Origin of the sequence: Loktanella atrilutea (genome assembly GCF_900128995.1) — a bacterium.
GTDB classification, from domain to species: domain Bacteria; phylum Pseudomonadota; class Alphaproteobacteria; order Rhodobacterales; family Rhodobacteraceae; genus Loktanella; species Loktanella atrilutea.
The window spans coordinates 168,124-180,539 of the sequence record NZ_FQUE01000006.1 but is presented as its reverse complement, the minus strand read 5'-3'; the positions used below and the strand labels follow the sequence as shown (position 1 = coordinate 180,539).

13 protein-coding genes are annotated in these 12,416 nt (G+C 67.0%); 6 read left to right on the top strand and 7 right to left on the bottom strand.

Annotated elements, in window-relative coordinates; genetic code table 11:
• Nucleotides 1-621: a flavin reductase family protein gene (locus tag BUA54_RS13775; RefSeq protein ID WP_072857830.1), complete on the bottom strand. Its 621-nt coding sequence runs from the start codon at nucleotides 619-621 to the stop codon at nucleotides 1-3.
• Between the two features lie 80 nt (nucleotides 622-701).
• Between BUA54_RS13775 and BUA54_RS13770 the strand changes: the two genes are divergently transcribed.
• Together BUA54_RS13770 and BUA54_RS13765 are read left to right on the top strand one after the other, a co-directional pair.
• The gene (locus tag BUA54_RS13770; RefSeq protein ID WP_072857829.1) at nucleotides 702-1,193 is read left to right on the top strand and encodes a GNAT family N-acetyltransferase; all 492 of its coding nucleotides are present in this window, start codon (nucleotides 702-704) and stop codon (nucleotides 1,191-1,193) included.
• Nucleotides 1,194-1,247: 54 nt separating this feature from the next.
• Nucleotides 1,248-2,036: an EcsC family protein gene (locus tag BUA54_RS13765; protein ID WP_072857828.1), complete on the top strand. Its 789-nt coding sequence runs from the start codon at nucleotides 1,248-1,250 to the stop codon at nucleotides 2,034-2,036.
• Here BUA54_RS13765 and ptsP read toward each other — a convergent pair.
• Nucleotides 2,012-4,276: a phosphoenolpyruvate--protein phosphotransferase gene (gene ptsP / locus BUA54_RS13760; RefSeq protein WP_072857827.1), complete on the bottom strand. Its 2,265-nt coding sequence runs from the start codon at nucleotides 4,274-4,276 to the stop codon at nucleotides 2,012-2,014. The two genes, BUA54_RS13765 and ptsP, sit on opposite strands and share 25 nt — an antisense overlap.
• 188 nt (nucleotides 4,277-4,464) lie before the next feature.
• Between ptsP and BUA54_RS13755 the strand changes: the two genes are divergently transcribed.
• A complete protein-coding gene (locus BUA54_RS13755; RefSeq protein ID WP_072857826.1) occupies nucleotides 4,465-5,199 on the top strand; it encodes a carbonic anhydrase in 735 nt (244 codons plus the stop codon).
• Between the two features lie 46 nt (nucleotides 5,200-5,245).
• Here the strand turns inward: BUA54_RS13755 and BUA54_RS13750 are convergent, their stop codons facing one another.
• From BUA54_RS13750 to BUA54_RS13735, 4 genes are all read right to left on the bottom strand, one after another.
• The gene (locus BUA54_RS13750) at nucleotides 5,246-6,484 is read right to left on the bottom strand and encodes an aspartate kinase (protein WP_072857825.1); all 1,239 of its coding nucleotides are present in this window, start codon (nucleotides 6,482-6,484) and stop codon (nucleotides 5,246-5,248) included.
• A gap of 149 nt (nucleotides 6,485-6,633) precedes the next feature.
• Entirely contained in the window at nucleotides 6,634-7,278 is a 645-nt protein-coding gene (locus BUA54_RS13745) for an SDR family oxidoreductase (protein ID WP_072857824.1), read from the bottom strand.
• 12 nt (nucleotides 7,279-7,290) lie between these two features.
• The gene (locus BUA54_RS13740) at nucleotides 7,291-7,677 is read right to left on the bottom strand and encodes a DUF1178 family protein (RefSeq protein WP_072857823.1); all 387 of its coding nucleotides are present in this window, start codon (nucleotides 7,675-7,677) and stop codon (nucleotides 7,291-7,293) included.
• 61 nt (nucleotides 7,678-7,738) lie between these two features.
• Nucleotides 7,739-8,230, bottom strand: a complete 492-nt coding sequence (locus BUA54_RS13735) for an NUDIX hydrolase (RefSeq protein ID WP_072857822.1) — start codon at nucleotides 8,228-8,230, stop codon at nucleotides 7,739-7,741.
• A 28-nt stretch (nucleotides 8,231-8,258) separates the two neighbouring features.
• Here BUA54_RS13735 and BUA54_RS13730 point away from each other — a divergent pair, with 28 nt between their 5' ends.
• The 3 genes from BUA54_RS13730 to modC all read left to right on the top strand — a co-directional run bounded on the left by BUA54_RS13730 (nucleotide 8,259) and on the right by modC (nucleotide 11,260).
• Entirely contained in the window at nucleotides 8,259-9,407 is a 1,149-nt protein-coding gene (locus tag BUA54_RS13730; protein WP_245810677.1) for an acetoin utilization protein AcuC, read from the top strand.
• Nucleotides 9,408-9,521: 114 nt separating this feature from the next.
• A complete protein-coding gene (gene modB, locus BUA54_RS13725; RefSeq protein WP_072857820.1) occupies nucleotides 9,522-10,214 on the top strand; it encodes a molybdate ABC transporter permease subunit in 693 nt (230 codons plus the stop codon).
• Nucleotides 10,211-11,260: a molybdenum ABC transporter ATP-binding protein gene (gene modC / locus BUA54_RS13720; protein ID WP_072857819.1), complete on the top strand. Its 1,050-nt coding sequence runs from the start codon at nucleotides 10,211-10,213 to the stop codon at nucleotides 11,258-11,260. The genes modB and modC overlap by 4 nt, the downstream gene beginning before the upstream one ends.
• Here modC and BUA54_RS13715 read toward each other — a convergent pair.
• On the bottom strand, nucleotides 11,257-12,360 hold the full coding sequence (locus BUA54_RS13715; RefSeq protein WP_072857818.1) for a THUMP domain-containing class I SAM-dependent RNA methyltransferase: 1,104 nt from the start codon (nucleotides 12,358-12,360) through the stop codon (nucleotides 11,257-11,259). The two genes, modC and BUA54_RS13715, sit on opposite strands and share 4 nt — an antisense overlap.
• Between the last annotated feature and the right edge of the window lie 56 nt (nucleotides 12,361-12,416).

Genomic DNA, 12,416 nt, shown 5'->3' with positions numbered 1-12,416 from the left:
CTAGGTCTCGCCCGGCCGCTTCAGGCTGTAGACTTCGGTCACAGTGGCGAAGTCGCGGTAGCCAAGGCGCGAGACCGGGTTGAACGACAGCACGTCGAAGATGCCGTCCTTGATGCAGTCGTCGGACAGGCGGATGCCGGTGACCTCGCCCAGCACCATGAGGTTGTGCTCGCCCTCCAGCGTGACGATCTGGGTCATCCGGCATTCCAGAGTGGCGGGGCAGGCGGCGACGAAGCCGCAGTCGATGGTCTCGCACTGGGCCTTGTCCAGCCCGGTCAGGTCGAATTCGTCCGTTTCCTTTTCCCAAGGACCAGAGCTTTGGTTCATCGCGTCGCGCAGGGCGTGGCTGACCACATTGACCGCGAAGACACCCGTCTGCCGGATGTTGGCCACGGAATCCTTCGTGCCATCGCGGTCGGGCTTCGCCCCGGTGCTGGCGAACATGACCTGCGGCGGAAAGTAACTGACGGCGTTGAAGAACGAATAGGGTGCCAGATTGTCCGAACCGTCCGACCCGCGCGTGGAAATCCAGCCGATGGGGCGGGGGGTCACGATGGCGTTGAACGGGTTGTGCGGCAGGCCGTGGCCGGCCCCCGTCTTGCGGTCTGGGCGATAGAACATGTGTGCGGTCCCTTTTATCCGGTCGGTCCAACAGCTAGCGTGCGGCAACGCGCCGGACCAGACGAAAGACACGCCCCGCCATGGATATCACGACCGCACGGGAAAAGCCCGATGACTGGTGGGAGGTCGAGGCGCTTTACGATACCTGTTTTGCGCCCGGGCGCACGGCGCTGTCGTCCTACCGCCTGCGCGACGGCGTCGATCCCATCGCGCAGCTTTGCCTTGTGGCGCGGGACGGTCAGGGACAGATCGCGGGCGCCATCCGCAACTGGCCGGTGCGGGTCGGCGACGCGCAGGTGATCCTGCTGGGCCCCGTCGCGGTCCACCCGACCCATCAGGGCGAGGGCATTGCCGCCCTGCTGATCTGGCGCTGTCTGGAGGTCGCGGCAAAGGCCGGATGGCCCCGCATCATGCTGGTGGGCGACGCGCCCTACTACGGTCGCTTCGGCTTTACGAAGCTCGAGGGTGTCACGATGCCGCCGCCCACGAACCCCGACCGGGTGCTGGGCATTGCCCTGCGCAAGGGAGGCTGGGACGGCGTGGCCGGTGACGTGGTGCGGGCTCACGATTGAAAACGGCGTCGCATCGCATATCTTGAGGGGCATGCACACCACAGCGGGCCCGTCATGACACAGACCGACTCTTCGATCGCCGACCTGTTGCCGCTGACGCCGGAGGATCATGCGCAGATCGCCGCATTGGCCAAGCGGCAGCGCCGCGCCAATGGTCTGCTGATGCGGGCGATCAATTTCGTCGGCACGCAGGTCGAGGACACGTTGAAGCTGCTGCCAAAGGGAGCCCGCAGCCAGATTGACGCCGCTGCCCGCAGTGCGCTGACCCAAAGCTACGAAGTCGCGTCGCGGTCCCGCGCCGGTGCGCTGGGGCAGGCGGTCAATACCGATCGCATGCACAAGGTGATGGCGACGCTGTCAGGTGCGATCGGCGGCTTTGGCGGGCTGCCGACGGCGCTGGCGGAACTGCCAGTGGCAACCACGATGATCTTTCGCGCGGTCCAGGGCGTTGCGGCGCAGTATGGCGAGGATCCGACGGACCCAGAGACGCGGCTGCAGGCACTGGCTGTCTTTGGGGCCGGCGGCGATGCGAAGGACGGGATCGATACGTCGTTCATCGGTGCGCGGCTCGGCCTGTCGGGCGCGGCCGTCCAGACGTTGATCGGCAAGGTCGCGCCCCGCTTCGCCACCGTCCTGACGCAGAAGCTGGCGTCGCAGGCGGTGCCCCTGTTGGGCGCCGCGGCGGGGGCCAGCACGAACTTCGCCTTCACGCAGTATTACGTCGAAATGGCTCATGTCCATTTCGGCCTGCGCCGCATGGCAAGACTGCATGGCGAGGATGCAGTCCTCGACGTCTTCCACGCGGCTTTGCTTGGCAGTCAGGTCCCCGTGCGCGACGCTTGATGGTTATCCACCAGCCAGGCGTTGATGAATTCCCGGATGTCCTGTTCGCCGGCGGCCAGCGCCTCTGACACGGCGGCGCCTGCCTTGCCCAGATCCACCTGACGCAGCAGGTGCTTGACCGGCCCGACGGAAGCGGGACGCATGGACAGGCTGCGGAATCCGATGGCGGCCAGTACAAGCGCCTCAAGCGGGCGGCCGGCGTCCTCGCCGCAAAAGGACAGCGCGGTGCCCAAGGCGTCGCAGCGTGCCACGATGGTCTGCAGGAACGACAGGAAGCTGCCGTTCAGCATGTCGTAGCGGCGGCGGACCAGCTCGTTTTCCCTGTCTGCGGCGTAAAAGAACTGTTTCAGATCGTTCCCACCGACAGAGATGAAGTCGACCTCTCGGAAGAACGCATCGGGGGCATAGGCCAGCGAAGGCGTCTCCAGCATCGCGCCGACCTCCAGCTTGGACGGCAGCGGGTTGCCGAGCCGCTCCTCCCGCGCAATCGCCTTGTCGAGTTCTGCCCGCGCCGCGCGAAATTCGCCGTGCAGCGTGACGAAGGGAAACATGACCGCAAGCGGCCCGCCGTTGGCGGCACGGATCAGGGCCTGCAGTTGCATCCGCAGGATTCCGGGCTTGTCGAGGCCGACGCGGATCGCGCGCCAGCCCATCGCGGGGTTGGGCTCTTCGATCGCCTTCATGTAGGGCAGCACCTTGTCCGACCCGATGTCCAGAGTGCGAAACGCCACGCGCTTGCCCCCTGCGGCATCGATCACCCGGGCATAAAGCGCCGAAAGCTCCTGCCGCTTGGGCATCTGGCTGCGGATCAAGAACTGCAGTTCGGTCCGGAACAGGCCGACGCCCTCTGCGCCAGAGGATGGCAGCGACGGCAGGTCCGCCATCAGGCCCGCGTTCATGTGCAGGGCCACGACGGTGCCGCACAGGGACTGGGCCGGCAGTTCGCGCAGGCTGGCATAGCGTTCCTGCGCCCGTGTCTGCATCGCCAGCTTGTCGGCAAAGGCGTTCTTGACGCTGTCGTCGGGGCGCAGGTGCACGACGCCCTGTTCACCGTCCACGAGGATCGCGTCGCCGTTGAGCGCCTCTGTCGTGATGCCCTTAGCATTGATGACCAGCGGAATGGCCCAGGCGCGGGCGACGACGGTGGCATGACTGCCGACGGAGCCTTCCTCCAGCACGATGCCCCGTAGGGTCTTGCCGTAGTCCAAGAGTTCGCCCGGCCCGATGTTCTTGGCGATCAGGATCGGGTTCTCTGGCATCTCTGCCCCGGTGTTCTTGCCCTGACCGGTCAGGATGCGCAGCAGTCGGTTCGACAGATCGTCGAGATCGTGCAATCGGTCGCGCATGTAGGCATCTTCCGCCTGACCCAGCCGCGACCGCGCCAGCGATTGCTCCTTTTCGACCGCCGCCTCGGCCGACAGGCCCGTGGTCACGTCAGCCTCCATCCGGCGCATCCAGCTGCGCGAATTGGCGAACATGCGGTAGGCCTCGAAGACTTCCACCTGATCGGCCGACATCGCCCGGTTGGACGACAGCAGGTCGTCGACGGTCGTGCGCAAGGTGTCCACCGCGGCCCGCAGACGCTCCAGCTCCGTCTCCGGATCGTCGGAAATGGGATTGGTCACGACCACTCGCGGTTCGTGCAGATAGACATTGCCGGCACTCGCGCCCTCTTGGCCGATCATGCCGCGGAACATCACCGGCTGCTGGTGGCGGGCCGACAGGGCTGCGCCCTCGCCCACGAAGGCGCCGAGTTCCGTCATCTCGGCCAGCACCATGGCCACGACTTCCAGTGCATAGACCTCGTCAGGCGTGAATGCGCGGGCGTCCTTCGACTGCACGACCAGAACGCCAAGCGCATCGCCCAGCCGCTGGATCGGCACGCCGCAGAACGAGGAATACCGTTCCTCGCCGGTTTCCGGCATGTAGCGAAATCCCTTGGCCGAGGGCGCATCGGCGGTGTTGACCACCTGACGGGTGCGCGCGACGCGGCCGACGAGGCCTTCGCCGAGGCGCATCCGGGTCTGGTGCACCGATTCCGCCTGCAGACCTTCAGTCGCGCAAAGCTCCAGCGTATCCGCGTCGCGGAACAGGTAGATAGAGCAGACCTCGGTCAGCATCGAGGTCGCGATCAGTTCCACGATCCGGTCGAGGCGTTCCTGACCAGCCGAATCCTCTGCAAGTGCCCGGCGCAGACGCCCCAGCAGCTTGCGGCTCTCGGTTTCGATCTTTTCGGACATGCTTCCCCCGGGGCGTGGTCGTCCCCCACCCTTAGGCGGTTTTGCGGCGAAAGGGGAGTGCGAATGCTGTGCCACGTCCTCGCGAACGCACTCTGCGGTTGTATCTGCCGTTGGATGTGCGGCTTTTAAGCGGATGTTTACGGCATCGCGTCCAGATAGGGCAGAACCGCGTCTGAAGGAGGCAACCGATGATCAAAAGTGTTTGGCAGCTGACCCTTGCCCTCGTCCTCTCTACCTCGGCCGCTTTGGCCGAGGGGTGGAGTTACGAAGGTGAAAACGGGCCCGACCACTGGGCCGCGTTGTCGGCAGACAACGCGATCTGCGCAACCGGCATGTTCCAGTCGCCCTTCGACATCGTCGCCGATATCGACGCCGATCTGGCAGAGCTCGATATCCACTACGGCCAGATGCCGGTGTCCGTGACCAACAACGGCCATACGCTCGTCGTCGCGGGCGGGGCGGACGATCATGTCCGAATCGGCGATACCGACTACCGCCTGTTGCAGTTTCATTTCCACACGCCCAGCGAATACCTGATCGACGGTCGCAGTTTCCCGATGGAGGTGCACTTCGTCCATCAGTCCGAAGACGGCCGTTTCGCGGTGATCGGCGCCATGATCGACGAGGGACCGGCCAATCCGGCGATTGCGCAGCTGTGGAACGTGGCCCCCTACGACCACGACACGACGGGCAGCGGCGAAGCGGTGATCTCGATCCGCGATCTGCTGCCCAGCAACCAAAGCTACATGCGGTTCATGGGCTCGCTGACCACGCCGCCCTGCACGGAGGGAATCAACTGGCACATGCTGATGACGCCGATCACGGCCTCGGCCGAACAGATCGCCGCCTTCCGGTCTGCCTTCCCCCACAACAACCGTCCGATCCAGCCCCGCAACGGGCGGCTGGTCGTGGCGGAACGCTAGCTCAGGTTCGCCTGGGACATCCGACCGGCGCAGCCCGACGCAAGGTTCAGGCCGCCTTCTCGAGGCCGAAGGCGTCGTGCAAGGCCTGCACTGCCAGTTCCATGTACTTGCGATCGATCAGGACGCTGATCTTGATCTCTGACGTGGTGATGACCTTGATGTTGACGCCCTCGTCGCGCAGCACGGCGAACATCTTGGCCGCCACGCCGGCGTGGCTGCGCATCCCGATCCCGACGATGCTGACCTTTGCGACACCCTCGTCGGCCACCAGATCGTGGAAGTTGATCGTGCCGGCCGCCTTTGCGTCCTCCATCGCCTTCTGGGCGCGCATCACCTGATCCACGGGGCAGGAGAAGGTCATGTCCGTCCGCCCTTCCTCCGAGATGTTCTGAACGATCATGTCGACGTTCACCCCCGATTCCGCCAGCGGGCCGAAGATCGCGGCGGCGATGCCGGGCCGGTCGGCGACCGAGATCAGCGTCATCTTCGCCTCGTCACGGGAATAGGCCACACCGGCCACGACATTGCTTTCCATGATGTCCTCCTCGGCGCACACCAGCGTGCCCGCATTATCCGATGGTTCCTCGAACGACGACAAGACCCGCAGCTTGACGCCGAAGCGCATGGCGAGTTCGACCGAACGGGTCTGCAGCACCTTCGCCCCGAGAGATGCCAGTTCCAGCATCTCCTCGAAGGCGATGCGATCGAGCCTGCGTGCCTTGCGCACGATCCGGGGGTCGGTCGTATAGACACCGTCGACGTCCGTGTAGATGTCGCAGCGTTCTGCGCCGAAGGCCGCGGCGAAGGCGACGGCGGTCGTATCCGACCCGCCCCGGCCCAGCGTCGTGATGCGGCCCTCGGGGCTGATGCCCTGAAAGCCCGCGACGACGGCGACCTTCATCCCTTCGGCGAACTTCGCGCCGATGTTGTCGGTCGGGATCGCGTCGATGCGGGCATTTGCATGGGCCGACGTCGTCTGGACCGGCACCTGCCAGCCCTGCCAGCTGCGTGCGGGGATGTCCATTTCCTGCAACCGCAGCGCCATGAGGCCCGCCGTCACGTTCTCGCCGCTCGCGGTTACCGCGTCGTATTCGCGCGCGTCGTAAAGGGGCGAGGTCTCGTTCACCCAACCCACAAGCTCGTTGGTCTTGCCTGACATGGCCGAGACGACGACGATCACGTCGTAGCCGTTCGCCACCTCCAGTGCCACGCGCTTCGACGCGCGGGCGATCCGGTCGATGTTGGCGACGGATGTGCCGCCGAATTTCATCACGAGTATGGGCATCACGCATCCCTTGCAATTCTGCGCCGCCCTTTACGCGACGCAAGGCGCAAGGGCAATGCCGCCCAAGGCGGCGTCCCGCCTTCTTCTGGTCGCAAATACCTCGAGGGGCCGCGGCACGCGGCGGGGGCAGAGCCGCCTCCCACAGTTACCTAGAAGGGATGGTCCTGCCCGTCCCATGTCTTGAAGCAGCCCGTGGTGGCCAGCGACAGGTCGTCGAACCGGGCGAGCAGTCCACCCGCGGCCTGTTCCGGCGTGATCGCGGCGGCGCTGCCGCCCATGTCGGTCTGCACCCAGCCCGGATGATAGATGCCAACTGCAACGCCGTCACGCTTCAGATCGACGGCAAGGTTGCGCCCCAGGTTCAGCACGGCGGCCTTGGATGCGCGGTAGATGTAGGATCCGCCCGGGGCCTTGGTGTCAGAGGCCATCTGACTGGAGATGATGGCGATCTTGCCCTTCGCGGCCTTCAGGTTCGGCAAAAGCGCCTGAATCGTCAGGAAGACGCCCGTCACGTTGACCGCAAAGGCCTGCGCCCACAGATCTGCGGTCAGATCCTCCAGCGCGATGCCCTTTTCGGGATAGACGCCCGCGTTGCAGACCAGCAGGTCGAGCGGAGTGTCGCCGAAATCCTTCGCCATCTGGTGCACCGATCCCGGATTGGCCACGTCCAGCCGCAGCATGTCCGCCCCAGGGCCGTCGCGATGCGTGCCGGTCACGGCCTCGCTACGGTCGCGAAGGGCCTGAAACATGGCAAGGCCGATGCCCCGGCTGGCGCCGGTGATGAGGGTGGTCATGAAGGGCTTCTCCTAATTGGTGCGCCGGCGCGGCATGAAGGGCAGCGGCAGCACGGGGATGTCGTCGGCGATCAGCGCGCGCACCTGCGCCCCGTTCGCCTGCCCGATGATCGGGCGGTCAGGCGCATCGCCATCGTGAATGGCACGCGCCTCTGCGGCGAAACGGTCGCCTACGTCTTCGGATGTCGCCTCTACATGCGCGCGCAGCCGCTCGAGCGCGGAAGGTTCCGCGCGATCGGTCGCGACGGAGGGCGTCATGACGGATTTCGTCACCTGCGGCGATCCGCAGGTGGCGCAGGACAGATGGCCTTGGTCCGCCAGTGCCTCGAAAGCGGCGGCGGACCTGAACCAGCTATCGAAGCGGTGCGAATTTTCGCAGGTCAATGTGTAACGGATCAAGGATGCACGTCCGGTAAAGTCTGTGCAAAATATAGGCGAGACGGCCCCGGTTGCAACGGCCCTAAAGTCCACTGGGATCGAAGTGTTCGACGATCCGGCGCAATGCCGGTTCGGCGAGTCTGTTCGCGGCCTCTTGCAGCGGAAACCATTTGCGCCGGCGCTCGCGGCGTTCCGGCCAATCGCTCGACACTTGGGTGACTTCCAGCGGATAGACCATGACGACGACGGGCGTGGTCCGCTTCGACAGCGGTTTGACGTAGGAATAGACGCCGAGGCAGCGGTCGACCGGGCGGCCCGTCAGGCCCGCTTCCTCCCAGGCCTCGGTCGCGGCGGCTTCTGCCGGCGTCTGCTTGTGCATCGGCCAGCCCTTGGGGACGATCCAGCGTTTCGTCCGACGCGAGGTGATCAGGCAGATCTCGACCTTACCGTCGGCCGCGCGACGCCAGCACAGGGCGGCGAACTGGCCCCGCACGTCGGTCTTGCCGCCGCGCAGCTTCAGCGGCAACTGTCCAGACGGCGCGGGCCGGCGGGCGGGGGTGGTGTCGTCGGCCAAAGGTCTTACATCCCGAGATATGAACCTCGTGGTCCCATACCCCCATGACGTCCGCAAGACGGAACCTGTGTTCATCGGGTCCGAGATCTATCGCCATTCGTCTTATGGACCGTTCCACCCGCTGCGGGTGCCGCGGGTCAGCACGGTCATGGATCTGTGCCGCGCGATGGGCTGGATCGGGCCGGGGCAGTACCTGACCTCGCCGCGCGCCAAGCCTGCCGCGCTGCTGTCGTTCCATACGCCCGCCTATATCGCCGCGCTGCAACGGGCCGAAGCGGCGCAGGCCGTGACCGAGACGGACCGGCTGCGCCACGGCCTTGGCACCTCGAACAACCCGGTCTTTCCCGAGATGTACCGCCGCCCGGCCACCTCTGCCGGCGCGGCCCTGCTGGCGGGAGAGTTGCTGCGCCGCCCGGGCACGGTCTTTACCCCCGCGGGCGGCACGCATCACGGCTTCCCCGACCGGGCCGGGGGCTTCTGCTACCTCAACGACCCGGTGCTGGGCATCCAGTCGCTGCGCCGCAACGGGGTGGCACGGATCGCCTACCTCGACATCGACGCCCACCATTGCGACGGGGTGGATCATGCCTTTCGCGCCGATCCCGACACGCTGCTGATCTCGACCCACGAGGCCGGGCGCTGGCCCCGCACCGGGCCGCTGGAGGATGCGGGGGCGGGCAATGTCTTCAACGTGCCGCTGGTGCCGGGGGCCTGCGACGACGACATGGCGCTTGTGCGCGATCGGGTGATCCTGCCGGCGCTTGCGGCCTTCCGCCCCGATGCCGTCGTGCTGCAGTGCGGGGCCGATGCGGTGCAGGAGGATCCGCAGTCCCGCCTGTCGCTGTCGAACAACGCTCATTGGGCGATCCTGCGGGCGATCCGGGGGCTGGCCCCGCGCCTGATGGTGCTGGGCGGCGGCGGGTACAATCCGTGGAGCGTCGGCCGCCTGTGGTCCGGCAACTGGGCAATCCTGAACGATCTGCCGATCCCCACCGTGCTGCCGCCGGCCGCGCAGGCAGTGCTGGGCGCCCTGCGGTGGGAGGGACAGCGGCGGGTGACGGTGCCGCCACCGCACTGGATCACGACCCTGCGCGATACGCCCCGCACCGGTCCCGTGCACGATGCGACACGGGCGGCTTGCGACCATCTGTCGGCGCGCCTTGTCGCCTGGGCCTGATGCGGCCTTGCGGTGCGGCGACGCAGGCGGGATAGTCCGCGCCATGACAGACACGCCAGACAAGCTTGGGCCCGAAAGGGCCGTTCGTCGCTGTGACCCGCGGGGCCCGTTCTGATGGGTGCGCTCGATGCCGTCGCCTGGGCCGCTGTCATGCTTTCATTGCGCGTGGCGGTCGTCGCGACCATCATCAGCCTGCCCTTCGCGGTGGTGGTCGCATGGCTGCTGGCGCGCAAGCGGTTCTGGGGCAGGGGGCTGCTGAATGGCCTCGTGCATCTACCGCTGGTGCTGCCGCCGGTCGTCACCGGTTACCTGTTGCTGCTGGCCTTCGGCACGCAGGGACCGATCGGCAGCGTGTTGCGCGATGCCTTCGGCATTACGCTGGCCTTTCGCTGGACCGGTGCCGTTCTGGCAGCGGCGATCATGGCCTTTCCGCTGACCGTCCGCGCGATCCGGCTGGGGTTCGAGGCGGTGCCACCGGGGTTGGAGGATGCGGCCTCGACCCTGGGGGCATCGCGTGTCCGCGTCTTTGCCACCGTCACATTGCCGCTGATCGGCCCCGCGGTCTTGGCGGGGGCGGTGCTCGGCTTTGCCAAGGCGCTGGGCGAATTCGGTGCCACAATCACTTTCGTCGCGGCGATTCCGGGGCAGACGCAGACCATCCCCTCGGCCATCTACGGTCTGCTGCAGGTACCGGGAGAGGACGGGGCGGTGGTGTCACTGGTGGTGATCTCGATCGTGCTGGCGATGACGACGCTGGCGCTGGCCGAATGGCTGTCCCAACGCCTGACCGCGCGGTTGGGCGCATGATCGACATTGCCGTCATGCGCCGTCTGGGCGACTTCACGCTGGATGCGGCGTTCGCGGCGCCGCACGGCGTCACAGCCATCTTCGGCCGGTCGGGGTCTGGCAAGTCGTCGCTGATCAACTGCATCGCCGGACTGATGCGCCCCGATGCGGGCCACGTGCGGATCGGTGGCATGGACCTGACGCAAACGCCCGTCCATCGCCGGCGCATCGGCTATGTCTTCCAGGATGCACGGCTTTTCCCGCATCTCGATGTGGCACGCAACCTCAGCTACGGTGGCACCCACGACCGCGACGCGGTGATCGAGATGCTGGGCCTCGACGATCTGCTGCACCGTCGTCCCGCGACCCTGTCGGGCGGAGAGAAGTCGCGCGTCGCCATCGGGCGGGCGCTGATGTCGAACCCGCAACTGCTGCTGATGGACGAACCCCTCGCCGCGCTGGATGCCGACCGCAAGGCAGAGGTGCTGCATTACCTCGAACGCCTCTGTGCCGCGACACGTGTGCCAGTTATCTATGTCAGCCACGCGATGTCAGAGGTCGCGCGTCTGGCCACGACGCTCGTGCTGATGGAAGCGGGCCGCGTCACCCGCTTTGGCCCGCTCGACCACATCCTGTCCGACCCCGCCGCCGTGCCGCTGGTCGGTGTGCGCGATGCGGGGGCGGTGCTGACAGGCACCGTGCGCGGGCTGAACGCAGCCGATGGGCTGACCGAGGTCGCATTGTCCGCCGGGCGACTGGTGCTGCCCGGGCGGCTGGGCCGCCATGGCGACCGCATCCGACTGCGGATCCCGGCGCAGGACGTGATCCTGTCCCTGCAGGCGCCGCAGGGGTTGTCGGCGCTGAATGTGCTGACCTGCCACATCGCCGCGATCGAGGTCGGACACGGCCCCGGCGTGGCCGTGTCCCTTAACAGCGGCAGCGACCGGCTGCTCGCCCGGATCACCCGGCGGTCCGCCGCCCGGATGGGGCTGGTGGTGGGGCAGGAGGTGCATGCGATCATCAAGGCGACCGCGGTCGCCGCGCAGGACATCGGCGGCGCGGCCTAGAGCGGGTCGGTCCTGAACAGCGTTACCCGCAGGCCGCCATGAGGCACCTGCAGGCGGTCAGGCGTGAAGGGCAGGCCGGTCGCCTTGGCCAGCCCCGGTTCGCTGGTGACGAGGCCGACGCGCCAGCCGCGAAAACGGTCCTTCAGCGTGGCCCCGAGCGCACCGTAGAGCGGGAACAGCAGGTTGCGGTTGCCGATCCGGGCGCCGTAGGGCGGGTTGACGATGACCAGACCCGGCGGACCGGGGGGGCGGGGCAGGTCGCTGATCGCGTGGTGGGCGAAGGTCACGATATCGCCGACACCGGCGCGTTCCGCGTTCGCGGTCGCATTGCGCACCGCCCCGGTGTCCCGGTCGGAGCCATAGAAGCGCAGATCGGTGTCGCGCGGCGTGGTGGCCATGGCGGCGAAGGCGTCCGGATCGTAGCTGGCCAACTGCATGAAGGCGAAATCGCGGCTGCGGCCCGGTTGCAGGGCGCGTGCGATCTCTGCCGCCTCGATCACGAAGGTGCCGGAGCCGCACATCGGGTCGACGACCGGTTCGCTGCCGTCATAGCCGCAGTGGGCAAGGAACAGCGACGCCAGCGTTTCGCGCATCGGGGCCTTGCCGACGGCTTCCTTGTGGCCGCGCTTGTGCAGGCTCTCTCCGCTGGTGTCGACGGACAGGGTCACGGTGTTGTCGAAGATCCGGACCTTCAGCGTCACGGGGGCATCGGCGGCAATGGCGATGCCGGCCTCCTCGCGCAGGGCGGTCTCGATCCGCTGCTGGGCGGCACCGGCGTGGTAGATCCTGGACTTGTGGCAGGACACCTCGACCCGGACGGGTATGTCGCGGCGCAGGGTGTCGGTCCACGGAAACTTGCGCGACCGCTTGTCGAGCTGCGCCAGATGGAACGCGAGGAAGCTGCCGAAGCGGGCGAGGATGTGACCGGCGCCGCGCAGCTCCAGATTGGCGCGCCAGACCTCTGGCCAGCCGCCCGGAAAGGTGACGCCGCCGGGCACGGCTTGCGCACCGGCGAAGCCCGCGGCCTGCACCTGCTGCAGCAGAAGCGGTTCCAGACCCGGCGGGGCGGTGGCGAAGATCTCGAATGCGGTTTCGGTCATCGCCGCGCTTTAGCCGGTTTCGGCTGGCGATGCATCCGCAAACCGCGTTGCAGACG